This is a genomic window from Amycolatopsis sp. NPDC043885 (assembly GCF_056435685.1).
Genome location: NZ_JBWKEA010000007.1, coordinates 289,543 through 311,745 on the forward strand (window position 1 = coordinate 289,543; position 22,203 = coordinate 311,745).

At 68.8% G+C, this 22,203-nt stretch carries 25 protein-coding genes; 16 read left to right on the forward strand and 9 right to left on the reverse strand.

Annotated elements, in window-relative coordinates:
• Window positions 1–4: 4 nt before the first annotated feature.
• Window positions 5–1,519, forward strand: coding sequence for a tRNA (N6-isopentenyl adenosine(37)-C2)-methylthiotransferase MiaB (gene miaB, locus AC069I_RS22740; RefSeq protein ID WP_478266345.1), 1,515 nt, complete (start codon window positions 5–7; stop codon window positions 1,517–1,519).
• Window positions 1,516–1,977 carry an Rv2732c family membrane protein gene (locus AC069I_RS22745; RefSeq protein WP_340683326.1) on the forward strand — a complete coding sequence of 154 codons (462 nt, stop codon included), beginning with the start codon at window positions 1,516–1,518 and terminating at the stop codon, window positions 1,975–1,977. Before miaB ends, AC069I_RS22745 begins: the two co-directional genes overlap by 4 nt.
• Here the strand turns inward: AC069I_RS22745 and AC069I_RS22750 are convergent.
• The gene (locus AC069I_RS22750) at window positions 1,974–2,432 is read right to left on the reverse strand and encodes a hypothetical protein (RefSeq protein WP_478228729.1); all 459 of its coding nucleotides are present in this window, start codon (window positions 2,430–2,432) and stop codon (window positions 1,974–1,976) included. The two genes, AC069I_RS22745 and AC069I_RS22750, sit on opposite strands and share 4 nt — an antisense overlap.
• A 180-nt stretch (window positions 2,433–2,612) precedes the next feature.
• A complete protein-coding gene (locus AC069I_RS22755; protein WP_478228728.1) occupies window positions 2,613–3,926 on the reverse strand; it encodes a DUF349 domain-containing protein in 1,314 nt (437 codons plus the stop codon).
• Between the two features lie 235 nt (window positions 3,927–4,161).
• On the opposite strand from AC069I_RS22755, the gene AC069I_RS22760 reads away from it, so the two are divergent.
• From AC069I_RS22760 to dapF, 3 genes are read left to right on the forward strand one after another with little or no spacing between them, the layout of a single operon-like run.
• The gene (locus AC069I_RS22760) at window positions 4,162–4,851 is read left to right on the forward strand and encodes a class III extradiol dioxygenase subunit B-like domain-containing protein (RefSeq protein ID WP_478266346.1); all 690 of its coding nucleotides are present in this window, start codon (window positions 4,162–4,164) and stop codon (window positions 4,849–4,851) included.
• Window positions 4,848–5,750, forward strand: coding sequence for a tRNA (adenosine(37)-N6)-dimethylallyltransferase MiaA (miaA, locus tag AC069I_RS22765; protein WP_478228726.1), 903 nt, complete (start codon window positions 4,848–4,850; stop codon window positions 5,748–5,750). The genes AC069I_RS22760 and miaA overlap by 4 nt, the downstream gene beginning before the upstream one ends.
• Before the next feature lie 10 nt (window positions 5,751–5,760).
• Window positions 5,761–6,585: a diaminopimelate epimerase gene (dapF, locus tag AC069I_RS22770; RefSeq protein WP_478266347.1), complete on the forward strand. Its 825-nt coding sequence runs from the start codon at window positions 5,761–5,763 to the stop codon at window positions 6,583–6,585.
• Here the strand turns inward: dapF and AC069I_RS22775 are convergent.
• A complete protein-coding gene (locus AC069I_RS22775) occupies window positions 6,582–7,826 on the reverse strand; it encodes an MFS transporter (protein WP_478228724.1) in 1,245 nt (414 codons plus the stop codon). The two genes, dapF and AC069I_RS22775, sit on opposite strands and share 4 nt — an antisense overlap.
• Window positions 7,827–7,887: 61 nt before the next feature.
• On the opposite strand from AC069I_RS22775, the gene AC069I_RS22780 reads away from it, so the two are divergent.
• The 4 genes from AC069I_RS22780 to AC069I_RS22795 all read left to right on the forward strand — a co-directional run bounded on the left by AC069I_RS22780 (window position 7,888) and on the right by AC069I_RS22795 (window position 11,326).
• On the forward strand, window positions 7,888–8,385 hold the full coding sequence (locus AC069I_RS22780) for an ArsR/SmtB family transcription factor (protein WP_034311941.1): 498 nt from the start codon (window positions 7,888–7,890) through the stop codon (window positions 8,383–8,385).
• Window positions 8,386–8,428: 43 nt separating this feature from the next.
• A complete protein-coding gene (hflX, locus tag AC069I_RS22785; protein WP_478266348.1) occupies window positions 8,429–9,859 on the forward strand; it encodes a GTPase HflX in 1,431 nt (476 codons plus the stop codon).
• Window positions 9,860–9,937: 78 nt separating this feature from the next.
• Window positions 9,938–10,201, forward strand: a complete 264-nt coding sequence (locus AC069I_RS22790; RefSeq protein WP_478228722.1) for a hypothetical protein — start codon at window positions 9,938–9,940, stop codon at window positions 10,199–10,201.
• A gap of 111 nt (window positions 10,202–10,312) precedes the next feature.
• Window positions 10,313–11,326, forward strand: a complete 1,014-nt coding sequence (locus tag AC069I_RS22795) for a hypothetical protein (protein ID WP_478266349.1) — start codon at window positions 10,313–10,315, stop codon at window positions 11,324–11,326.
• 75 nt (window positions 11,327–11,401) lie between these two features.
• Here the strand turns inward: AC069I_RS22795 and lexA are convergent, their stop codons facing one another.
• On the reverse strand, window positions 11,402–12,118 hold the full coding sequence (gene lexA, locus AC069I_RS22800) for a transcriptional repressor LexA (protein WP_037343289.1): 717 nt from the start codon (window positions 12,116–12,118) through the stop codon (window positions 11,402–11,404).
• Window positions 12,119–12,436: 318 nt separating this feature from the next.
• On the opposite strand from lexA, the gene AC069I_RS22805 reads away from it, so the two are divergent.
• The 3 genes from AC069I_RS22805 to AC069I_RS22815 all read left to right on the forward strand — a co-directional run bounded on the left by AC069I_RS22805 (window position 12,437) and on the right by AC069I_RS22815 (window position 16,568).
• A complete protein-coding gene (locus AC069I_RS22805) occupies window positions 12,437–12,931 on the forward strand; it encodes a LysM peptidoglycan-binding domain-containing protein (protein WP_478228720.1) in 495 nt (164 codons plus the stop codon).
• Window positions 12,932–13,228: 297 nt separating this feature from the next.
• Entirely contained in the window at window positions 13,229–13,717 is a 489-nt protein-coding gene (nrdR, locus tag AC069I_RS22810) for a transcriptional regulator NrdR (RefSeq protein WP_034311932.1), read from the forward strand.
• Between the two features lie 34 nt (window positions 13,718–13,751).
• Window positions 13,752–16,568, forward strand: coding sequence for a vitamin B12-dependent ribonucleotide reductase (locus AC069I_RS22815; RefSeq protein WP_478228719.1), 2,817 nt, complete (start codon window positions 13,752–13,754; stop codon window positions 16,566–16,568).
• 59 nt (window positions 16,569–16,627) lie between these two features.
• Here AC069I_RS22815 and AC069I_RS22820 read toward each other — a convergent pair whose 3' ends face one another.
• On the reverse strand, window positions 16,628–17,446 hold the full coding sequence (locus AC069I_RS22820) for a ComF family protein (RefSeq protein WP_478266350.1): 819 nt from the start codon (window positions 17,444–17,446) through the stop codon (window positions 16,628–16,630).
• A gap of 67 nt (window positions 17,447–17,513) precedes the next feature.
• Between AC069I_RS22820 and AC069I_RS22825 the strand changes: the two genes are divergently transcribed.
• Window positions 17,514–18,041 (forward strand): hypothetical protein, encoded by a 528-nt coding sequence (locus tag AC069I_RS22825; protein ID WP_478266351.1) that lies wholly within the window; start codon window positions 17,514–17,516, stop codon window positions 18,039–18,041.
• Here AC069I_RS22825 and AC069I_RS22830 read toward each other — a convergent pair.
• The 3 genes from AC069I_RS22830 to AC069I_RS22840 are packed head-to-tail and all read right to left on the reverse strand — an operon-like array spanning window position 18,029 to window position 20,092.
• Window positions 18,029–18,385 (reverse strand): DoxX family protein, encoded by a 357-nt coding sequence (locus tag AC069I_RS22830; RefSeq protein WP_340683312.1) that lies wholly within the window; start codon window positions 18,383–18,385, stop codon window positions 18,029–18,031. The genes AC069I_RS22825 and AC069I_RS22830 overlap by 13 nt on opposite strands.
• A 39-nt stretch (window positions 18,386–18,424) precedes the next feature.
• Window positions 18,425–19,474: a DUF2293 domain-containing protein gene (locus AC069I_RS22835; protein ID WP_478228716.1), complete on the reverse strand. Its 1,050-nt coding sequence runs from the start codon at window positions 19,472–19,474 to the stop codon at window positions 18,425–18,427.
• Between the two features lie 18 nt (window positions 19,475–19,492).
• The gene (locus AC069I_RS22840) at window positions 19,493–20,092 is read right to left on the reverse strand and encodes a CGNR zinc finger domain-containing protein (protein ID WP_478266352.1); all 600 of its coding nucleotides are present in this window, start codon (window positions 20,090–20,092) and stop codon (window positions 19,493–19,495) included.
• A 55-nt stretch (window positions 20,093–20,147) separates the two neighbouring features.
• On the opposite strand from AC069I_RS22840, the gene AC069I_RS22845 reads away from it, so the two are divergent.
• Complete coding sequence (locus AC069I_RS22845; protein ID WP_478266353.1) at window positions 20,148–20,546, forward strand: SRPBCC family protein; 399 nt, start codon at window positions 20,148–20,150, stop codon at window positions 20,544–20,546.
• On the opposite strand, the gene AC069I_RS22850 is transcribed toward AC069I_RS22845, so the two are convergent.
• Window positions 20,547–21,134: a TetR/AcrR family transcriptional regulator gene (locus AC069I_RS22850; protein WP_478228713.1), complete on the reverse strand. Its 588-nt coding sequence runs from the start codon at window positions 21,132–21,134 to the stop codon at window positions 20,547–20,549.
• A gap of 93 nt (window positions 21,135–21,227) precedes the next feature.
• On the opposite strand from AC069I_RS22850, the gene AC069I_RS22855 reads away from it, so the two are divergent.
• Together AC069I_RS22855 and AC069I_RS22860 are read left to right on the forward strand one after the other, a co-directional pair.
• Window positions 21,228–21,884 carry an FMN-dependent NADH-azoreductase gene (locus AC069I_RS22855; protein ID WP_478266354.1) on the forward strand — a complete coding sequence of 219 codons (657 nt, stop codon included), beginning with the start codon at window positions 21,228–21,230 and terminating at the stop codon, window positions 21,882–21,884.
• Window positions 21,884–22,198 carry a DMT family transporter gene (locus tag AC069I_RS22860; RefSeq protein WP_478228711.1) on the forward strand — a complete coding sequence of 105 codons (315 nt, stop codon included), beginning with the start codon at window positions 21,884–21,886 and terminating at the stop codon, window positions 22,196–22,198. Before AC069I_RS22855 ends, AC069I_RS22860 begins: the two co-directional genes overlap by 1 nt.
• Window positions 22,199–22,203: the final 5 nt, after the last annotated feature.

The window sequence follows — 22,203 nt, forward strand, 5'->3', positions numbered from 1 at the left end:
TGCCATGGAACCCCGCCCGCGTACCCTCGAAGGCGAGATGAGCGCGCGCACTTACCAGATCCGCACCTTCGGCTGCCAGATGAACGTGCATGACTCCGAACGTCTTGCCGGGCAGCTCGAGGACGCCGGCTACGTACCGGGTGACGGCGAGGCCACACCCGACCTGATCGTGTTCAACACCTGCGCGGTGCGGGAGAACGCGGACAACAAGCTGTACGGCACCCTCGGCCACCTGCGGCCGCAGAAGACGGCGAAGCCGGACATGCAGATCGCCGTCGGCGGCTGCCTCGCCCAGAAGGACCGCGGCGAGATCGTCAAGCGCGCGCCCTGGGTCGACGTCGTCTTCGGCACGCACAACATCGGTTCGCTGCCGACGCTGCTGGAGCGCGCGCGGCACAACGCCGAGGCCGAGGTCGAGATCCTCGAATCGCTCGAGACCTTCCCTTCGACGCTCCCGGCGAAGCGCGATTCGGCGTACGCGGGCTGGGTGTCGATTTCGGTCGGCTGCAACAACACCTGCACCTTCTGCATCGTCCCGGCGCTGCGCGGCAAGGAACGCGACCGCCGCCCCGGCGAGATCCTCGCCGAGGTCGAGGCGCTCGTCGCCGAAGGCGTGCTGGAAGTGACCCTGCTCGGCCAGAACGTGAACTCCTACGGCGTCGAATTCGGCGACCGGCTCGCGTTCGGGAAGCTGCTGCGCGCCTGCGGTTCCGTGGACGGGCTGGAGCGCGTCCGGTTCACCTCGCCGCATCCGGCGGCGTTCACCGAGGACGTCATCGACGCGATGGCCGAGACGCCGAACGTGTGCCACCAGCTGCACATGCCGCTGCAGTCCGGTTCGGACCGGGTGCTGCGCGAGATGAAGCGGTCCTACCGTTCGGCGCGCTACCTCAAGCTCCTCGACCGCGTGCGCGAGTCCATGCCCGACGCCGCGATCACCACCGACATCATCGTCGGCTTCCCCGGCGAGACCGAGGAAGACTTCCAGGCGACGCTCGACGTCGTCGCGCAGGCGCGGTTCTCGAGCGCGTTCACCTTCCAGTACTCGATCCGGCCGGGCACGCCCGCCGCCGAGATGGACGGGCAGCTGCCGAAGGAGGTCGTGCAGGAGCGCTACGAACGGCTCGTGAAGCTGCAGAACGACATCTCCTGGGAAGAGAACAAGAAGATCGTCGGGCGGCGGGTCGAGCTGCTGGTGGCCTCCGGCGAAGGCCGCAAGGACACCGAGACGCAGCGTATGAGTGGCCGCGCGCGGGACGGCAGGCTCGTCCACTTCACGCCGACGGGGCCGCTCGTGGACCGCTCGGTGCGTCCCGGCGACGTCGTCGAGACCGTGGTGACCTACGGCGCTCCGCACCATCTCGTCGCCGACGGCGACCTGCTGTCGCACCGCCGCACCAAGGCGGGCGACAACTCCGAGGCCGGGCTGCGGCCGAAGACCAACGGCGTGACGCTGGGCCTGCCGGGCTTCGGTGCCCCGGCCGTCACGCCGGAACCGGTGAGCGGGTGTGCACTGTGACCGAACCGAAGATCGACGAACTCGCCGCCGAGATCGACGAAGCCGGCGAACGCGCGGCCAAGACGATCGAACTGGGCAGGCGCGGGTTCTCCATCGCCGTGCTGGTGTTCGTGCTGCTGGTCGCGCAGCTGCTGCCCTGGGTCGGCGAGCACGCCGGCTGGGAGGTGCTGCTCGGCAAGGGCGGCGGGATCCCGCAGCTGTTCGCCGCGACCTCCACCGGGGTCGGCGTGTTCGTCTCCGCCGTCACGCTGGTGACCCGTCGCTGGTGGCTGGCCTGGGTCTGCGCCGCGGGCGGCTGGTTCGCCTCCGTCGACGGAATGCTCGCGATCTGGTCCCAGCAGTCCTCGAACGCGACCGGCGCGGCCGGTGGCGGTCCGGGCTTCGGGCTGATCGTCGCCTGGATCGCCACCGTCGCGCTGGCCATCTACTGGATGCGTGCCGCCTTTTCCCGCAGCTAGCCGACCCTCAAGGTGAGGTTGCTGGACGTGTAGGCGCTCGCGTAGAGCGTCGTTTCCGGGTGATAGGCCCGCAGCGTGATCACCGCGCTGAGGGAGAAGCTCAGCTTCAGGGAGAACGTCGAGTTGGGCCGGCAGGTCGTGTCGGCGATGTTCACCCAGACACTTCCTTGAAGCTGCTGCACGATGATCGCTTCGAGGCTGTCCGTCCCGTCGGCCCGGGCGCCTTCCGCGGCCTGCAGAGTCCCCTTGAGGGTGACCTTTTCGTTGACCTTGACCTGCTTCTTGCTGAGCGAGGCGTCGAGCTTGACTTTCTTCTTTCCGGCTTCGGAGGAGGCCGGGAGCGGTGCCGGGGAGCCGGTCGCCGCCGCGGCCGGGGCGAGCCCGGCCACCAGAGCACAACTGATCGCCAGGGCGGCGAACGCCCGGCGTACTGGGGGAATCAGTGTCTGGTTCATGATCGAAGTCGACCACGGTTGAGCGCGGAGAGCGCTCGAATACGCACGAAGGTGCTAGCCGTCCCTCCACAGTGGAGTGAAGGCCCAGCCCCTGCCCGCTATGACCGACCGCCTGCCGTGAAGGCCTCCTTCACTACCCTCAGGGTAGGTAAGGAGGCCTTCACGGACGGTGCCGGCGGATCAGCGGTCCGCGATGGCCGCTTCCGCCGCCTCGAGCCACTCACGCCACTGCGCGGCCTGCTCGTCCGCCTTCTTCGCGCGCCGCTCGTCGCCCGCCGCACGGGCCTTCGCCGCCTGCGACTCGAACTGCTCGACCCGCTCGCGGAACTGCGCCGCCCTGGCCTGCGCCTCCGGGTCGGTCCGGCGCCACTTGCTGTCCTCGGCCGCCTTGATCGCGTCCTGCACGGCCTTCAACCGCCCGTCCAGTTCGCGGATGCGCTCGCGCGGGACCTTGCCGATCTCGTCCCACTGGTCCTGGATGCGCCGCATGTGCTGCTTCGCCGCGTCGAGGTTGGCCGCGGGATCGATCTTCTCGGCCTCGACGAGCAGCTCTTCCTTCTGCTGCGCGTTGGTCGCGAACTCGGCGTCCCGCTCGGAGAACACCGCGGACCGCCGGGCGAAGAACTTGTCCTGCGCGGCGCGGAAACGCTGCCAGAGCGCCTCGTCGCTGTCCTTGGGGGCGCGGCCGGCGGCCTTCCACTCGGTCATCAGGTCCTTGTAGCGACCCGCCGTCTCGCCCCAGTCCTCGGACTCCGAGAGCGCTTCGGCCTCGGCGATCAGCTCTTCCTTGCGATGCTTGGCACCCGCGCGCTGCTTGTCGAGCTCGGCGAAATGCGAGCCGCGGCGCCGGTTGAACGCCTCACGGGCCTTGGAGAACCGTTTCCACAGCTCGTCGTCGGTCTTGCGGTCGACACCCTTGACGGTCTTCCACTCGTCCAGGATGGCGCGCAGCCGGTCGCCGGCGGCCTTCCACTGGGTCGACTCGGCGGCGAGCTTCTCGGCCTCGTCGGCGAGGGCCTGCTTGCGGACGACGGCGGCCGCGCGGGCTTCCTCACGCTCCTGTTTGGCCGAGGCCAGTGCCTTCTCGGCGTGGGAGATGACCTGTTCGATGCGGCCGCTCAGCGCGGCGATGTCTCCGACGACGGCGGCTTCGGCGAGGCCGTCACGCAGCTGCGTGGCCGTCGCCAGGGCGTGCTTCGGATCGCCCGCGCCGGACTCCAGCCGGGTTTCCAGCAGCTCGACCTCGGTGCGCAGGTCGTCGAAGCGGCGCGCATAGTGGAGCAGACCCTCGTCCGGGCTTCCGGCCTGCCAGACACCGACCGCGCGCTCGCCGTCGGGTGTGGTGACGTAGACCGTTCCTTCGTCGTCGACCCTGCCCCAAGCGGACGGGCTGGGCTCGGCGGGCGGCACGGGGGGTGCGGGGTGCCCGCCACCGAGCGCGTGCGGTACCGGGTGCGGTGCCGGGGTACCGGTGGACGTGTTCTCCTGGGCCATCGCAGGCTCCTTATCGCCTGTACGCCCGCTGGCGCGGGCGCCCCGCCTAGCGGCGGGGCCGGGTAATGCGTTGCCGTCTTGCTTCGGGGGCATCAACCCCTTGCGGCATTCAAGCAGCTCAGCGTCCACCGTGGAACCGGATGAACCACCAGAGGGCAGTGATCCTACTTCCGGAGGACCTTCCGTGTCGGTCGGTTGCCGGTGCCGGGAGGCGGGGAAGGTAACGTCGGCGGCCGTGATCCGCCGTGTCGCCGTGCTCCCGCAACCCCCGCTGCTCATCCCCGAACTCGCCGCCGGAGCGGCGGACGAGTGCGCCGAGCTGCGCGAAGCCTGCCTGGACGCCGCGAGGCGCCTGACCAGCGTTTCGCCGGATTGGATCGTCATCGGCGCGGCCACGGGGGCGCCCGAGGTGCCGGAGCACGCGAGCGGCTCCTTCCGGGGATTCGGCGTCGACCTCGGAGTCTCACTCAGCCGGGTGACTGCTCCCGAAACCGAGCTGCCGTTGCCCGCGCTCGTGGCCGGCTGGCTGCGTGAGCAGGGCGGCGCGTCGTCCGTCCGAGTCCGCCTCGTCGATCCCGCCACTCCCTCCGACCAGTGCGAAGAGTTCGCCAGCGGGCTGGGAGAGCCCGCCGCGATACTCGTCCTCGGCGACGGTTCGAGCCGGCACGGTCCGCGTTCCCCCGGCGGCGAAGACGAGCGCGCGGGGGATTTCGACGCCGGGATCCGCGACGCGCTGGCCAAGGCGGACACGGGCGTCCTGTCCGCACTCGACCCGGTCCTGGCGGCCGAACTCGGGGCGGGCGGCCGCGCGCCCTGGCAGGTCCTCGCCGGACTGGCGGCGGACGGGGACTGGACCGCCGAGGTCCTCTACTCCGCCGCGCCGTTCGGCGTCGGCTACCACGTCGCGGTCTGGGAGCACGCGTGATCCGGCCGGTCGCGGTCGTCGGGCCCACGGCGACCGGGAAGACCGCCCTGGCGGTCGAACTCGCCCTCACCCTCGGGGGTGAGGTGGTCAACGCGGACGCGTTGCAGCTGTACCGCGGGATGGACATCGGGACGGCCAAGGCGACCCCCGAAGAGCGGCGGGGCGTGCCGCATCACCTGCTGGACGTCCTCGACGTCACCGAGACGGCGTCCGTCGCCGCATACCAGCGCGACGCACGTCAGCGCGTCGAAGAACTCCTCGACGCCGGCCGCGTGCCGATCCTCACCGGCGGATCGGGTCTCTACGTCCAAGCCGTGCTCGACGACCTCAAGTTCCCGGGCACCGATCCGGACGTGCGCGCCCGGCTGACCGCCGAAGCCGACGAAATCGGCGCCGCCGCGATGCACGCCCGGCTCACCGAACTCGACCCCGTGGCCGCCACGGCCATCCTGCCGACCAACAGCCGCCGGATCGTGCGCGCGCTGGAGGTCATCGAGATCACCGGCGAACCTTTCTCGGCGAACCTGCCGAAACCGGGACCCGCGCGCTACGACACGGTCCTGATCGGCATCGACCGCGAACCGGCCGAACTCGACGCCCGCGTCGATCGCCGCGTGGAGCTCATGTTCGAAGCCGGACTCGTCGACGAGGTCCGGACGTTGCTGGGCCGCGGACTCCGCGACGGGCTCACCGCGTCGAGGGCGTTGGGCTACCAGCAGGTGATCGCCGCGCTCGACGGCGACGGCGACTTCCAGGTCGCTTCCGAGGCCACCGCGCAAGCCACCCGGCGGTTCGTGCGGAGGCAACGTTCCTGGTTCCGGCGGGACAACCGCATCCAGTGGTTCGACGGCGGTTCGGAGCGGCTGGCCGAGCGCGTCCTCGAAGCGACGGCCCAGTAATCTTGCGGGTATGGGCGGCATCGAATTCCTTAAGGGACACGGCACACAGAACGATTTCGTGCTGCTTCCCGACCCCGACGGCCGCCTCGAGCTGACCGAAGCGCGGGTGGCGGCGCTGTGCGACCGTCGGCGTGGTCTCGGCGCCGACGGTGTGCTCCGGATCGTGCGGTCGTCCGCACTGGGCGTCGAGTCCGGCGGCGAATGGTTCATGGACTACCGCAACGCCGACGGGTCCATCGCGGAGATGTGCGGCAACGGCGTCCGGGTCTTCGTCCGCCACCTGGTCGATTCCGGGCTCGTGTCCGAGCGCGACTTCGTCATCGGCACCCGCGCCGGCGACCGGCCGGTCCGGATGCACGCGGACGGATCGGTGGCCGTGCGGATGGGGCCCGCGACCATCACCGGTACTTCGGTCACCGTGGTCGCCGGGAAGCCGTTCTCCGGTGTCGCGGTGAACGTCGGCAATCCGCATCTCGTGTCGGTCGTCGAGGACGACGTCGACGTGCTCGACCTGCGCGACCAGCCCGACTTCGACTCCGACGTGTTCCCTGACGGCGTGAACCTCGAGTTCATCAACCTGCTGGGCGACAACGCGCTGAAGATGCGCGTCCACGAACGCGGCGTCGGCGAGACGCGGTCCTGCGGCACCGGCACGGTCGCCGCGGTCGCCGCCGCACTGCACCTCGCGGGCACCGACACCGGCGAAGCGACCGTCGACATCCCCGGTGGCCGCGTGGCGGTCGAAGTCCATCGCGGCGGGTCCACGCTGACCGGCCCGGCGGAGATCGTCGCCCGCGGAGAACTCGACGAAACCTGGTGGGCCGGGCTCGGTTAACCGACCGCGATCGGCTCCTTGGGAAGGTCGCGAAGCTTCCGGATCGGCGAGAAGACCACCCACAGCACCGCGGCCGCCTCGCCGACCGCGGCGAACCACAGCGTTCCCCGGATCCCGATCGCCTCACCCAGCACACCGCCGACCAGCCCGCCCAGCGGCAGCATGCCCCACACCACGAAGCGCACGCTGGCGTTCATGCGGCCGAGCAGCCGGTCCGGGCAGACGGCCTGCCGGTAGGACACCTGCGCGACGTTGTAGACGATGATCCCGAACCCCGCGATCGCCAGCGCCGCGGGGAACAGCACGATCCGCCAGCCCGGCGCGGCGAGCGGGAGCAGAAGCTGGAACGGCCAGGTCAACAGCGGGACGAACCAGATCGAGCGGGCTTGCCCGATCCGCCGGGTGATACGCCCGGCCAGGATCGCCCCGATGATCCCGCCCACGCCACCGGTCGCCAGTACGACACCGATGACCGCCGGCGACAGGCCGACTTCCCGGTTCAGGAACAGGATTTGCACGGTGGTGAAGGCGCCGTTGGCCAGGTTGGCCGTCGCGGTGCAGGCGACGATCGAGCGCAGGGCCGCGTCGGTGAACACGAAGCGCAGTCCTTCGACGATCTGGGGGAGCAGCTTCTCATCGGCCTGCCGTTCGGGGACCTCTTCGACGGTGCGGATCCGCAGCAGGCACAGCGCGGAGGTCAGGAAGCCCACCCCGGTCATCAGCACGGCGTTGGCCGCGCCCGCCAGCTGCACGAGCCCGCCGCCGATACCAGGTCCGGTCAGGAACGCGACCGACTGGCTGGCCTGGAGTTTCGCGTTGCCTTCGAGAAGATGTTCCCGGCCGACCAGCGACGGCAAGTACGACTGGTAGGCGACGTCGAAGAACACCGTCGCGACCCCGACCAGCGTGGCGACGATGATGAGCTGCGTCAGCGACAGCACGCCGGCCCACCAGGCGACCGGAACGGTGAACAGCAACGCCGCGCGGACGAAGTCGGCCCGCAGCATGAGCATCCGCCGCCGCATCCGGTCCACCCACACCCCGGCGGGCAGCCCGATGATCAGGAACGCGATGGTCTCGGCGGCGGTCAGCAGCCCCATCTGGAACGGCGTCGCGGCCAGCACGGTGGCCGCGAGCAGGGGGATCACGGTGTGCCCGGCGAAAGCGCCCACCTGGCTGGCGGTGTCACCCGCCCAGAGCCGCCGGAAGTCCGCGTGGAAGAAGAGGGAGTCTCTGCGCACGACGCCACCTTGGCGTGAGTGATTGGAAACTGTCAATCACTTTCGGCTCTAGGCTGTCTCCGTGCCCACTCCACGACGTGCCGCCACCGAGGCCGAGATCGCCGCCATGGCCTCCGGAATAAGGCTGCGCATCATCCGGTTGACGTACTCAGAGGCGCTGACCAACAAGGAACTCGCCGAACGACTCGATCGCGACCCGGCGACGACGCTGCACCACGTGCGCAAGCTCGTCGACACGGGGTTCCTCGAAGCGCTCCCGCCGCGACGCGGCACGCGCGGCGCGAAAGAAATTCCGTATCGCTCGACCGGGTTGTCGTGGCATCTTGATTCCCGCGACAGGGGGATCGATCAGGCGATCTTCGAGGCTTATCTGGCCGAGATCGCCGACGTGGGATTCGACGAGGTGCAGCAGACGCGCATGGTCGTCCAGGTGCCGGACGAGCAGATCGCCGAGTTCGAAACAAGGCTGATGGAGCTCGTCGACGACTTCATCTCGCGGCCGGTCGACCCGGACGCGAAACGCACGGCCATCTACCTGTCGAAGTATCCCAGCAGGTAATGAATTCGGTCCCGCCGCCGAAACGTGGGACCATGGAGGCACGATGACGGAACTGACACACAACGATCTGAACGACATGGACCCATCGACCGGCGAACTGGAGCTCGAGGACCGCGCCTCGCTCCGCCGGGTAGCGGGCCTGTCCACCGAACTCGCGGATGTCACCGAGGTCGAATACCGGCAGTTGCGCCTGGAGCGCGTCGTTCTGGTCGGTGTGTGGACCGAGGGCAGCGCCCTCCAGTCCGAAGCCTCGCTCGCCGAACTCGCCCGGCTGGCCGAAACGGCAGGCTCCGAGGTGCTGGAAGGCCTGGTGCAGCGGCGGATCCGCCCGGATCCCGCCACCTACATCGGCTCGGGCAAGGTCAAGGAACTGCGCCAGATCGTGGCGGCCACCGGTGCCGACACGGTGATCTGCGACGGGGAGCTTTCGCCCGGTCAGCTGCGCCAGCTGGAGGAGAAGGTCAAGGTGAAGGTCATCGACCGCACCGCCCTGATCCTCGACATCTTCGCGCAGCACGCCCGCTCCAAGGAGGGCAAGGCGCAGGTCGAGCTGGCCCAGCTGCAGTACCTGATCCCGCGGCTTCGCGGGTGGGGTGCGGCGCTGTCCCGGCAGGCCGGTGGCCGGGCGGGCGGCGCCAACGGCGGTGTGGGTCTGCGCGGTCCCGGTGAGACGAAGCTCGAAACCGACCGGCGGCGGATCAACAAGCGCGTGTCGAAGCTGCGCCGCGAGATCGCCGCGATGGACACCATCCGCGAGACCAAACGCGGTCGCCGGGTGGCCAACGAGGTGCCGAGCGTCGCGATCGTCGGCTACACCAACGCCGGCAAGTCGAGCCTGCTCAACGCGCTGACCGGCGCCGGGGTGCTGGTCGAGGACGCGCTGTTCGCCACGCTGGATCCGACGACCCGGCGGGCGCAGACCCCTGACGGCCGCACCTACACGCTGACCGACACGGTCGGTTTCGTCCGGCACCTGCCGCACCAGCTGGTGGACGCGTTCCGCTCGACGCTGGAGGAGGCGGCGAGCGCCGACCTGCTCGTGCACGTCGTCGACGGTTCCGACCCGACGCCCGAAGAGCAGGTCAACGCGGTGCGCGAAGTGCTCGCCGAGATCACGAAGCGCCGTTCCGAGCCGCTCCCACCGGAGCTGCTGGTGATCAACAAGGCCGACGCCGCCGACGAGGTGTCGCTGGCCCGGTTGCGGCACCAGATGGCCGGTTCGGTGCAGGTTTCGGCGCGGACCGGCACCGGGATCACGGAGTTGGCCGAGGTGATCGCGGAGAAGCTGCCAAGGCCCGAGGTCGTGGTCGAGGTGCTGATCCCGTACTCGCGAGGCGAGCTCGTCTCCCGAGCCCACGCCGACGGCGAGGTGCTGGAGGAAGAGCACGTAGAGACCGGTACGCGCCTGGTCGTCCGCGGCAGGCCCGAGCTGGCCGCGGCGCTGAGCGAATTCCAGACGAACTCGGCTCTGTAAGCAAGTACGTGAAGGCCCCCTTCCCTACCCTGAAGGTAGGGAAGGGGGCCTTCACGTCGTTCCATGCAGGGAGGCCTCATGCGTGAATCCGCGCCGGTGCCGACGCGTGCTGAAGTGCGAAAGGTGCTGGAAGACCTTGCGACCGGTGCGGCTACGCGCGCGGAAGCCTCCGATTGGGCCCGCCCGTGGATCGTCGAAGACGCCCACCGCGTCGATGACGGCTTGGTCTGGGACGCACTGGACTGGTTGTTCGGCGCCGATCTGATGACCTTGCCTGCCGACTATCTGCACGGTCCGGTCGACTTCCGGAGCTGGCTGGTCGAGTTCGACGCTCGCCGCTGAAAGTGGCCTTCGCGACATTCCGCCCCATCTCGGCATCCGCACCGAACTGCGCGCCGTCCCGGACGTCTCCGTAGTGTGGGGCTTCAGGGGTTCCACGGTACGGAGGTGGATGTGCGGGGGATTGTCGCGGCCGCGGTCATGCTGGCGGCGTTCATCGGCGGGACGGCTCCCGCCCTGGCTCAGGAGGTCCCGGCGCCGCAGCCGGTGTGCAAGAACAGCGACTCCCGGCTCAGCGAACTCTCCGGCCTGGTCTCCGACGGAGAGCATCTGTACGCCCTCAACGACGGCGGAACCAAGACGCAGGTCTTCGTCCTCGGCCGCGACTGCAAGGTCCAGAAGGTCATCTCGGCCGCGACGGACCCGTACGACCCCGAGGATCTCGCCCGCACCGCCGACGGCACCTTCTGGCTTTCCGACACCGGCGACAACCGCAAGCGGCGGGACACGGTCGCGCTGATCTCGCTGACCCCCCAAGGCAAGGCCACGCTGCACCGGCTCACCTATCCCGACGGGCAGCACGACGTCGAAGCGCTGATCATGGACCGTACGGGCACGCCGTACCTGATCACCAAGGACGTCTTCGGCGACGCGAAGGTGTACCGGCCGACGGGGCCGCTCGCCAGCCCTGGCCCGACTCCGCTGGAGAGCGTGGGGTCGCTGCAGATCAAAGAGACTTCGACGCCGGGCGGACCCGTCGGGTCGATCGGCTCGATGACGGTGACCGGCGCGGCCTCGATGGCCGACGGCTCGGTGGTCGCGTTGCGCACCTACACGGATGCCTACCTCTACGCCGTCACCGACGGAGACCTGAAGAGCGCGCTGCAGCGCGAACCCGTGCGCGTGCCCCTGCCGAACGAGAAGCAGGGCGAGGCGATCGCCTTCGATCCGGACGGGACGCTGCTGTCCGGCGGGGAGGGCGTCGGCGAGCAGATCCGTGCGGTGAAGGGCGCGGCCGCACTCGCCGTGGACGCGGCGAAGTCCGAGGGCAGCACGTCGGGCGGGACCTCCGCGGCCGGTGGCTCTGGCCAGGGGGCCGACTTCCCGTACGTGCAGGTCGGGATCGCCGCGGTCGTCGTGATCGGCGGCCTTCTCCTGGTCGGCAGGCTGCGCAAGCGGCGCGCCTGACCGAAGAGCCTGCCGAAGCTGCCGAGTCTGACCCGGGTCGGGTGACCCGGGATCCCGGCGTGCTCCGGCTCCGGACTACAGCCTGCGAAGAACGGCGACGACCTTGCCGAGGATCGTGGCGTCGTCACCCGGGATGGGCTCGTACGCCTCGTTGTGCGGCATCAGCCAGATGTGGCCGTCCTTGCGCTTGAACGTCTTGACCGTCGCCTCGCCGTCGATCATCGCCGCCACGATCTCGCCCGGATCGGCCGTGGGCTGCTGGCGCACGACGACCCAGTCGCCATCGGTGATGGCGGCGTCGACCATCGAGTCACCGGTGACGCTCAGCAGGAAGAGTTCACCCTCGCCGACGATCTCCCTCGGCAGCGGGAAGACGTCTTCGATCGCCTGCTCAGCCAGCACCGGCCCACCGGCGGCGATCCGGCCGACGAGCGGCACGTACGCGGCCTTCGCGGCCGACTGGGGCTGCTCGACGTCGATGCCCATCGGGTTGTCGTCCGTCGTGGCGAGCACCCCCACCGCACGCGGGCGGTTCGGGTCGCGTCGCAGATAACCCTTGCGCTGCAGGGCCTGCAACTGGTGCGACACCGACGAAGTGGAGGTCAGCCCGACCGCCTCGCCGATCTCACGCACACTCGGCGGGTAGCCGAACCGGCTCACCCACAGTTTGATCACGTCGAGCACCTGCTGCTGCCGCACGGTCAGGGTCTCGTCCACCTCGTAGACCTCGGGCAAGGCGCGCACCTTGCCCGAGCCCCTAGGCGCGTTCCCCGCCTTGCTCTCCTTAGCCACCGTCTCGCTCCTTCATCTCTGCGTCGCCTCCCAGTACGTCCGGTCGCCCGGACCGACTTCGCGTGTCTTCGCCGGTGGCGGACGATCTTCCCCGCCCACGGCACCGGCGGCGTCCGCGCAGCAGACGCCCTGGTCAACGACGTTAGCCCGCCGGGACGACGATTTCAAACATCTGTTCGATGGACACGCCGTGTCGCTCGATTTTTGTCGGTGGGAGGTGGTACACATTCGCACGGGCGTTCGATAGAACGCCTGTTCGATCTTGATCGCCGGGTCCCGGCCCGGTGCGAGCGCAGCAGGAGTTGCGAGGAGGTTCCGATGTCGATTCTGGCCGATCGAGGACTGGTGCGGCCCAGTTCCCCCAGGTCCGTTCCGGCAGGGGCGACCCGGCCCGTGCGGGTGGTGCGGGGCGGGCGTGCCGAGCCCTTGCGCCCGCCGACCAGGGCGCGGGTCGTGGCGGGCCGCCGTCCCGGCGTGGCCACCGCCTCCCCGGCTTGCCCGGCGCCGCGGCGGCTCCCGCTCAGGTGGCCCTCGCTCGTCGGGATGGCCCTGCTCGTCGCCGGGGTCATCACCGGATTGGGTCTGTTCTTGGCCGGTGTTCCCGGCGCCGCGGTGCCCGAACGGACCACGACGGTGTCCGTTTCCGCGGGGGACACCCTGTCCGATCTCGCGGCGCGTTTCGCGCCAGAAAGTGACACTGGCGCGGTCGTCGCCAGAATCAAGGAACTCAACGCCCTGGAAGACGCCGTTCTCGTCCCCGGATTGCCGCTCACGGTGCCGGTCGCGGCCGAGGTCGCGAAGGGCGGGAGGTGATCCTCATGTCGTTTTCACCCCTCGTGGGTGAGCTCCTCATTGGTGTCTGAACGGCAGGGCTGTTGCGCTTGCGTGTGCCCGACCTGCGTTCTAGTCTCCACCGCTATATGTAGTAGTTACATGGCTGTAGTTGGTCCATAGCTTGGGGTAGACTCGGTACCAGTTGTCCACAGCTGGCCGGTGTTCACCCACCGGATGTCCACGGATCGATCCACATGTCGATCTTTCGTCGTTGCGTGGCGGCGGGACGGGCGTCCATTCGGGACCGGCCGGCGCGGAGGGGAAGGTGATCGGCGGATGAGGTGCCCGTTCTGCCGGCATGCGGACTCTCGGGTCGTCGACTCCCGAGAGGTGGATGAGGGTCAGGCGATCCGGCGGAGGCGCTCGTGCGCCGCTTGCGGCCGGCGCTTCACCACTTCGGAGACGATGGTGCTCGCCGTCGTCAAACGATCCGGGGTCACCGAGCAGTTCAGCCGGGACAAGGTGGTCCGGGGGGTGCGCCGCGCCTGTCAGGGCAGGCCGGTCGACGACGACGCGCTGCAGCAGCTCGCGCAGCGGGTCGAAGAATCGATCCGGTCGGCGGGGCTGGCGGAGATCCCGAGTCACGAGGTCGGCCTGGCGATCCTGGGCCCCCTGCGCGAACTCGACGGCGTCGCCTATCTCCGGTTCGCCAGTGTCTACCGCTCCTTCTCCTCGGTCGAGGACTTCGAGAAGGAGATCTCGGACCTTCGTGAGGCCATGGCTGCCACACCGGACGAGAGCGATCAAGACGCGAAAGACGGCTGATGCCGCCTCCCGCGTGGGAGTGAGGGAAAGACCCATGACCGAGACCGTGGGAACAGGCAACCCGGCCACAACGCGGACGAGCGGGAAGAAGAAACAGGCCGGCGGGCTCACCGTGCGGCGTGTCTTCACCACCGAGGGCGTCCACCCGTACGACCAGGTCACCTGGGAGAACCGGGACGTCGTGATGACGAACTGGCGTGACGGTACGGTCAACTTCGAACAACGCGGTGTCGAGTTTCCCGGCTTCTGGTCGGTCAACGCGACGAACATCGTCACCAGCAAGTACTTCCGCGGCGCCGTCGGCACACCCCAGCGGGAGCAGAGCCTCAAGCAGCTGATCGACCGCGTCGTCCACTCCTACGTGAACGCCGGTCGCGAACACGGCTACTTCGCGAGCCCCGCCGACGCCGAGGTCTTCGAGCACGAGCTGACCTGGATGCTGCTGCACCAGGTGTTCAGCTTCAACTCGCCGGTGTGGTTCAACGTCGGCACGACGTCGAAGCAGCAGGTCTCGGCGTGTTTCATCCTCTCGGTCGACGACACCATGGAGTCGATCCTCAACTGGTACCGCGAAGAGGGCCTGATCTTCAAGGGCGGCTCCGGCGCCGGCCTGAACCTCTCCCGCATCCGTTCCTCGCGTGAGCTGCTGTCCTCCGGTGGCACCGCCTCCGGTCCGGTCTCCTTCATGCGCGGTGCCGACGCCTCCGCGGGCACCATCAAGTCCGGTGGCGCCACCCGGCGCGCGGCGAAGATGGTCGTGCTCGACGTCGACCACCCGGACGTCGAGGAGTTCGTGCAGACCAAGGCCCGTGAAGAGGAGAAGATCAAGGTCCTCCGCGACGCCGGGTTCGACATGGACCTTTCCGGCTCGGACATCGCCTCCGTCCAGTACCAGAACGCGAACAACTCGGTCCGCGTCTCCGACGAGTTCATGCAGGCTGTCGAGACAGAGGGCGACTTCGGCCTGCGATCCCGGACGACCGGCGAGGTCATCGACCGGGTCGACGCCAAGAAGCTGTTCCGCACCATCGCGCGGGCCGCCTGGGAATGCGCCGACCCTGGCCTGCAGTACGACGACACGATCAACGACTGGCACACCTGCCCCGAGTCGGGCCGGATCACCGCGTCCAACCCGTGCTCGGAGTACATGCACCTGGACAACTCCAGCTGCAACCTCGCCTCGCTGAACCTGCTCAAGTTCGCCACCGAGGACGGCGGTTTCGACGCGCCGCTGTTCGCGAAGGCCGTCGAGCTGGTCATCACCGCGATGGACATCTCGATCTGCTTCGCCGACTTCCCGACCGAGGCGATCGGCGACACCACCCGCAAGTTCCGCCAGCTGGGCATCGGCTACGCGAACCTCGGCGCCTTGCTGATGGCGCTCGGGCACGCGTACGACTCCGACGGCGGCCGCGCGCTCGCCGCCGCGATCACGTCGCTGATGACCGGTGTTTCGTACCGGCGTTCCGCCGAACTCGCCGCCGTCGTCGGGCCGTACGAGGGCTACGCGCGCAACGCCGAGGCGCACCAGCGGGTCATGCGCAAGCACGCCGCCGCCAACGAACTGGTGCGGACCTACCACTCGAACGACGCCGCGGTCCGCGCGCTCGCGACCCAGGAATGGAAGCGCGGTATCGAACTGGGCGAGACCAGCGGCTGGCGCAACGCGCAGGCCTCGGTGCTCGCCCCCACCGGCACCATCGGCTTCATGATGGACTGCGACACGACCGGCATCGAGCCGGACTTCTCGCTGGTCAAGTTCAAGAAACTGGTCGGCGGCGGTTCGATGCAGATCGTCAACCAGACAGTCCCGCGCGCCTTGGCCTCACTCGGCTACCAGGCCGAGCAGATCGAGGCGATCGTCGAGTACATCGCCCAGCACGGCCACGTCGTCGACGCTCCCGGCCTGCGCCAGGAACACTACGAGGTGTTCGACTGCGCGGTGGGGGAGCGGTCCATCGCGCCGATGGGGCACGTCCGGATGATGGCAGCGGTGCAGCCGTTCCTGTCCGGCGCGATCTCCAAGACGGTCAACATGCCGGAGTCGGCGACCGTCGAAGAGGTCGAGGAGATCTACTTCCAGGGCTGGAAGTACGGCCTCAAGGCGCTCGCGATCTACCGCGACAACTGCAAGGTCGGCCAGCCGCTGTCGACCGGCAAGAAGGAGAAGGCCGAGCCCGAGGCCGAAAAGGTCGTCGAGTACCGGCCGGTCCGCAAGCGCCTGCCGAAGAAGCGCCCCAGCCAGACGGTGTCGTTCACCGTCGGCGGCGCCGAGGGTTATCTGCACGCCGGTTCGTACCCGGACGACGGCCTCGGCGAGATCTTCGTGAAGCTCGGCAAACAGGGATCGACCCTCTCGGGCGTGATGGACGCGTTCTCGATGTCGATCTCCGTCGGCCTGCAGCACGGGATCCCGCTGGAGTTCTACGTTTCGAAGTTCTCCAACCTGCGCTTCGAGCCCGCCGGCATGACCGACGACCCGGACATCCGCATCGCCACCAGCGTCATGGACTACCTGTTCCGCAGGCTGGCGCTGGACTACCTGCCGTACGAAAAGCGTTCGCAGCTCGGCATCTTCACCGCCGACGAACGTTCGGCACAGGTCGAGGCGAACTACGGCGCGGCACCCGCCGCCGAACCGGAGAACGTCGACCTCGACGCCCTTCGGTCCACTGTGGACTCGTCATCCGCGGAGCCGGCCAAGGTGGCGCATTCGACGGCGGAACTGGTCGAATTGAACCTCGGCACCGCCTCCGACGCGCCGCTCTGCATGACCTGCGGCACCAAGATGCGGCCCGCCGGTTCCTGCTACGCCTGCGAAGGGTGCGGAGCGACGTCCGGCTGCAGCTAGGTTCACGAGCTGTGCGGGGATGGCGATTCGCCGTCCCCGCAGAGGCTCGCGTCGTCGATCTAGCGGCGGAGGTTCCTGGCAGCGGCCAGGCCCAGGACCGTGGTGGCTCCGGCTCTTTTGGCCGCGTTGGCGACTCCGGCCATCGTGTACCCGGTGTGATAGATGTCGTCGAGAACGAGGACCGTCCGGCCTTCGAGGTCTTCCTCGACCCGGAATTCGTGGAGCAACGCTTTACGTTCTTCAGGTGTCATGTTCTTGGCGGGTTTCCGATCCTCGCTCTTCGGTTCGACAGTGGTCAGCGGAATGCCGAGTTCTTGAGAGAGGAGCGCGCCGAGCATGACGCTGACCGAGCGCTTGGCCCGGGTGTGGCCGGGGACGGCGAGAATACGAGTGGCTTCGTTGAACCACTCATGCCGGACCACCACGTCACTCAACGAGTCGCACAGCGCCTGTCCCGCAAGATTCCACTCTTCTTGCTCGGTCGGGGCGTAATCCTTGATCTTCCGAAGCAGGCTTCCCGTGTCGGTGTGGACGGTCCCTGACGATTCTTCTTCGACCGGCCGCCGGTAGAAGTCCAGCGCGATCGCCGCGTCGACGTAGCCCTGTTGCTCGATCTGGATGACTAGGACCTCTTTCAGGAAGTCCATGAAATCGTTCAGTGAACGGTCGGGCTCGAAGTCCATGCGGATCCGGTACGGCCACTCGGCGTCGTGTTTCAAGGTCCCGACCTTCCTGGCTCTGGGCAGGACACCGAGTACGTGATCGGCGGTGGCCGGGATGCCGCGGTATTCGAGGAATCGTGCGGAATCCGACGGCCGCAGTCGCCAGTCCTCGAGATGCCTGCCGCGGCGGTCGGGTCGGTAACGTGGTGCTGTCACAGTGGCTCCCCCTGAAATCGTGAACCCCTCGAGCTTGGCACGTACGATCGCGTCAGGGAGGGGATCAGTGATCATCGACGGCGAAATCAGCGATCCGTTCGGCACGCTCGAGCAGGCGCTCTGGATCTGCGGTGGCCAGTGGGCGGGAAAGTCCACCGTTTCCCGGCTGTTGGCGCACCGCCACGGCATCACCGTCTACCACTACGACTTCCACGACGCCCGCGGCCATCAGGACCGTCGCATCGCGCACCGCGTCCGCGATGGTCTGCCCACCACGGATCCTGACCCGGAGACCGTATGGGTGGACACCACTCCCGAACGGATGGCCGCCGACACGATCGCCCGGTTCCCGGTACGGTTCGAATGGGTGCTGGACGACCTTCGCGCGCTGCCCCGTGCCGCCGCGGTGGCGCACCGGGTCAGCGATCCCGAACGCGCGCAGCGCAACCGGATCGAGCGGGATCGGCTCGTCGCCGAGGACGCCGTCCGTACCGCGAAGGAACTCGGCATCCGGGTGCTGTGGGTCGACGGTTCGGAAGGCGCCGAGGCGGTCGCGGACGTCGTCGCCGAACACTTCGGTCCCTACCTCGCCTGAGCGAGATCGAGGACGAGGGTCGCCACGGCCAGCGCGAAGAGACCGGCGGGGAAGGCGATGTTGTAGAGGACGCGGGCCCGTACGTGGGTGAGGACGGCGCCGAGATAGAACAGCACGAGCCCGACCGCGGCCGCGGTCCCGAGGAACGGCACCCCGAGCAGGCCGAGCAGCAGCCCTGCGGCACCCGCGGCCTTCAGGGAGGCGAGTGCCGGGATCCAGGATTCGGGCACGTTGACCTCGGCCGAGTTCTTGAGGACGAACGGGGCACGTGCCAAGTCGGCGGCGGCGATCCCGGCGTTGCTCGCGATCGCGACGATGGCCACGATGAGATATGCGGTGAACATGCCCACTGGACGAGGCCCTCGCCCGGAACGTGACAGCGGTCAGGAACGCCAGCGTTCGAGCACCGCGTCGATGGTGGTGCGGATGCGGTCGCGGGCGGCCTGCCGGTCCACACCCGCCATGAGGAGGTCGTCGTACTCGGTGTCCAGATGCCGGATCGAGGCGACGACGGCGAGGAACACCGCTCGTTCGGCCAGTTCCCGCCCGGCGGCGGACCGGCCCACCCGGCCACTGCCTCGCTGGCCGGCGTGTTCGGCGATGGCGCGTGCCCGCTCCGGCGGGCAGCCGGGGAACATCTCCGTGATCGCGGTGTGGAACCGGGCGGTGAACTCGACGTCTTCGTGGACGCGGCGTTCGCGATCCCGGTCGCGGCGCCGTTCCCGGACGTCCTCGTCGGCGAGGCATTGTTCCTCGGCGCCGCGCAGCGCCGCTTCCTCGACCAGGAGTCCTTGCCGCTCACTGCGTTTCCGTGACCGGTTGAAGCGGACGACCACGGCGGAGAGCCGGCTCGCCTTTTTCGCCCGGCGGGTCAGCGCGGTGTCGCCGGCGGGCAGGAAGACCAGGTGACCGAGATCGGCGCAGTCGAGGCAGTGCGGCTTTTCGTTCTCCATGAACAGCAGATCGCCGGTGCCGCCGCAGTCGGCGCACGTCCAGTCCTTCAGTGCCACGGAGACGACGAGATCCGGCGTTTTCCGTTGCCGGGCGAGCACTTGCGCACGTTTGGCTTCGGACAGTCCCGGCATGAGCCACTGCGTCCGGAACAGCGGCTCGAGACCGGCCAGTTCACCCGAAGTCACCCGGAGGACCGCCCGGTCGCGGGTCGCGCCGACATGCTCGATCTCCGAGCTTTCGAGGGCCTTTTCCCGCGTCCACCGGTGAAGCGCGCCGAGAGCGAACTCCAGTTTCTCCGCGCTCACGGGCAAGGCCGTGGACAGATCGGGGATCCGCCCCTGATGCCAGCTTTTGACCACGTTCTCCGGCAGCCAGCCGATACCGCTCAGAATGTCGAGCGCGGTCACCGATTTCCGTTTTGCCAGCAGCTTTTCCGCCGTCTCCACGACGCGCTGTTCCAGTTTCGTCTCACCCTGCATCGCCGGGAATCCTAGCGATCACGCGGTTTCGGTGCGGGCCCGGTAGGCCCGGATCTTGGCGCGGTTGCCGCAGCGCTCCATCGAGCACCAGCGGCGGTTGCCCGACCGGGAGGTGTCGAAGAACAGCAGATAGCAGTCGTCCGCGGAACATTCGCGGACGCGGCCGGACCGCTCGCCCGCGACGAGGCCGATGGCGTCGCGGGCGACGGCACCGAGAAGTTGTTTCCCGGTGACGGGCGGTGCCCAGGCGAGCCGCCGTGTCTTCGGGTCGACGAGCGGCCTCGGGGTCTCCGCGGTTCCGCTGTTCAGGAGGGCGACGTCGTCGTCCGACGGCGCTTCGCCACGGGAGAGGGCGGGTGCGACGCGGTAAAGGGTGTCCCGGAGTTCCTTGAGCGCGGTGAGTTCGGCGGGCCGGATCCGGACGTCGGTCAGGGGAGCGGTCAGCGCCAGCCGTGAGCCGCTGAACCACTCTGCGAGGGCGGACGGCGTGTGCGCGATTTCGTAGCGCTCGTACGGGCCCGGGCCGCCGGTCAGCATGAGTTCGAGGCTGAGGCTGCCCGGATCGAACCGGTACCGCTCACCCTGGGCGTTGACGAGCAGTCTTGTTCCCGGAGTCATGTAACCACTATAGTCGGTTTCGGAAACCAGGTAAGACGGTTACGGCGGAGGCGTGATGATCGGCAAGACGAAGGACGCGGGCTGGGAGATCGGCGTGTCCAAGACGGTGGCGTATCCGCTGGAGCGGGTTTGGGAGTACATCTCGGGTCCGGGCCTGGCGGCCTGGCTGGGTGACGTGCGGCTGGAGCCCGAGAAGGGCGCGCCGTACGAGACGGCCGAGGGCACCGTCGGCGAGGTCCGCGGCTACCGCGAACAGGAGAAGATCCGCCTCACCTGGCGTCCGAAGGGCTGGGATCATGAGAGCACGGTCCAGGTGGGGCTCCGTCCGGCAGGGCCGGGCAAGACGGTCGTGGTCTTCCATCAGGAGCGGCTCGCCGGCCCGGAAGAGCGTGCCGCGCAGCGCGAGCACTGGCAGGCCGTGATGAAGCTCGTCGTCGACGGCCTCGCCGGCTGATCAGGCGAGCGCTCGCCGGGCCTGTTCGGCCAGTGCGTCGGTGATCCGTTCCGCGCTCAGGCCGAGTTCGCCCGTTTGATGGAGGAACACGTCCGCGGCGAGCGGCGCCAGCAGGATGTCGGCGAGCGCGTCCGGGTCCTTCGCTTCCGCCTGCTCGGCGAGGTGGCGGACGTGGGTGCGCCACAGCCGGTACGGCCCGCTGGTGAAACGCGAGTGCCCGACCTCGCTGCCGAGGACGAGATGCGCGTGCCGGGTGAGCAGCCCGATCATCGCCGCGTAGAACGCGGCCAGTCGCTCGGCGGGCGGCGCGCCGGGTCCCAAGGGAGGAGGGCCGGTGAGCAGCCGCTCCTGTAATTCCCGCTCGTGCTCGTCCAGCAGGGCGACGGCGATCGCCGAGCGGTCCGGGTAGCGGCGGTACAGCGTCGCCCGGCCGACCCCGGCCGCTTGGGCGATGTCCTCCATCGTGACGTCCGCGGCCGGGCGCGCCGCGAAGAGCTCTTCGGCGGCCTTCAGGATCTTCGCTCGGTTGCGGGCGGCGTCCGAGCGTTCCCGTCCCGGGCCGTTCGCGAGCAGATCTTCCGTCGGCATGTTCGCAGCCTAGGGAATATCCGGACGCGGCGTCCACTTGTACCCGGCGAAGCAAGTGGACGCCGTGTCCACTTCCTGGTCCGGGAGGTCCCGATGAGCCACCTTCTCCACCTCGACTCCAGTGCCCGCAGCGCGTCGTTCTCCCGCGAGCTGAGTGCTCGTTTCGCCGAGGTCTGGCGCGCCGCGAACCCGGGCGCGGGCTACACCTACCGCGACGTGGCGGCCGACCCGGTGCCACCGATCGGCCAGGCCTGGACCGAGATCTGCGACGCCCTCCTCCAGGCCGGGATCACCGACCCGGTCGGCTACGCCTCGGTGGTGAAGACGCCGGAGCAGCGCGAGGCCTGGGCGGTCATCGAGCCGCTGCTGGCCGAACTGCTCGCCGCCGACGTCGTGCTGATCGGGGCGCCGATGTACAACTTCTCGATCCCCGCGACGCTCAAGCTGTGGATCGACCAGGTCACGTTCCCCAAGATGTCCTTGGCGGGTAAGGCTTTCGTGGTCGCGGGAGCGCGCGGCGGAACCTACCTGCCCGGCACGCCGCGGGAGCCTGCCGACCACCACGAGCGCTACCTTCGCGACTTCTTCGCCGGGCACTACGACGTCCGGGACGTCACGTTCCTGAACTCCGAACTGACGAACGCCCTCGTCGACCCGCGGCTGAGCCCGCGCGATCCCGAACGGATCGCGTCGCGGGACCAGGCGCTCCTCGGCGCCGAAAAGCTGGCTTCGGCCGGAAAGGAAGCCTGATGGGCTGGGGAATCCTGCTGCTGGCGGGAGTCGTCGAGGTCGCCTGGTCGCAGAGCATCAAGCCGACGGAGAACTTCACCCGGTTCTGGCCGACCGTGCTGTGCTTCGTGCTCGGTGTCGCCGCGGTCTACCTGCTGTCGAAGGCGATGGACTCGCTCCCGGTCGGGACCGCGTATGCCGTCTTCACCGGTATCGGCGCGGTGGGCGCGATCGTGTTCGGCATCGTGATCAACAAGGACCCGATCGGTTTCGGCCGGTTCGCGGCGATGGCACTGATCGTCGGAGGGGTGGTGCTGGCGAAGGTGGCGGAGTGAGCCGA

Excerpts from the sequence above, each read along its gene's own strand:
- AC069I_RS22855 (WP_478266354.1), top strand. The coding sequence starts at position 21,228 with ATGAGCCACCTTCTCCACCTCGACTCCAGTGCCCGCAGCGCGTCGTTC.
- dapF (WP_478266347.1), top strand. The coding sequence starts at position 5,761 with ATGGGCGGCATCGAATTCCTTAAGGGACACGGCACACAGAACGATTTC.
- AC069I_RS22840 (WP_478266352.1), bottom strand. The coding sequence starts at position 20,092 with ATGACTCCGGGAACAAGACTGCTCGTCAACGCCCAGGGTGAGCGGTAC.
- AC069I_RS22805 (WP_478228720.1), top strand. The coding sequence starts at position 12,437 with ATGTCGATTCTGGCCGATCGAGGACTGGTGCGGCCCAGTTCCCCCAGG.
- AC069I_RS22790 (WP_478228722.1), top strand. The coding sequence starts at position 9,938 with ATGCGTGAATCCGCGCCGGTGCCGACGCGTGCTGAAGTGCGAAAGGTG.
- miaB (WP_478266345.1), top strand. The coding sequence starts at position 5 with ATGGAACCCCGCCCGCGTACCCTCGAAGGCGAGATGAGCGCGCGCACT.
- nrdR (WP_034311932.1), top strand. The coding sequence starts at position 13,229 with ATGAGGTGCCCGTTCTGCCGGCATGCGGACTCTCGGGTCGTCGACTCC.
- AC069I_RS22755 (WP_478228728.1), bottom strand. The coding sequence starts at position 3,926 with ATGGCCCAGGAGAACACGTCCACCGGTACCCCGGCACCGCACCCGGTA.
- AC069I_RS22860 (WP_478228711.1), top strand. The coding sequence starts at position 21,884 with ATGGGCTGGGGAATCCTGCTGCTGGCGGGAGTCGTCGAGGTCGCCTGG.
- AC069I_RS22845 (WP_478266353.1), top strand. The coding sequence starts at position 20,148 with ATGATCGGCAAGACGAAGGACGCGGGCTGGGAGATCGGCGTGTCCAAG.
- AC069I_RS22815 (WP_478228719.1), top strand. The coding sequence starts at position 13,752 with ATGACCGAGACCGTGGGAACAGGCAACCCGGCCACAACGCGGACGAGC.
- AC069I_RS22850 (WP_478228713.1), bottom strand. The coding sequence starts at position 21,134 with ATGCCGACGGAAGATCTGCTCGCGAACGGCCCGGGACGGGAACGCTCG.
- hflX (WP_478266348.1), top strand. The coding sequence starts at position 8,429 with ATGACGGAACTGACACACAACGATCTGAACGACATGGACCCATCGACC.
- AC069I_RS22830 (WP_340683312.1), bottom strand. The coding sequence starts at position 18,385 with ATGTTCACCGCATATCTCATCGTGGCCATCGTCGCGATCGCGAGCAAC.
- AC069I_RS22835 (WP_478228716.1), bottom strand. The coding sequence starts at position 19,474 with ATGCAGGGTGAGACGAAACTGGAACAGCGCGTCGTGGAGACGGCGGAA.
- AC069I_RS22750 (WP_478228729.1), bottom strand. The coding sequence starts at position 2,432 with ATGAACCAGACACTGATTCCCCCAGTACGCCGGGCGTTCGCCGCCCTG.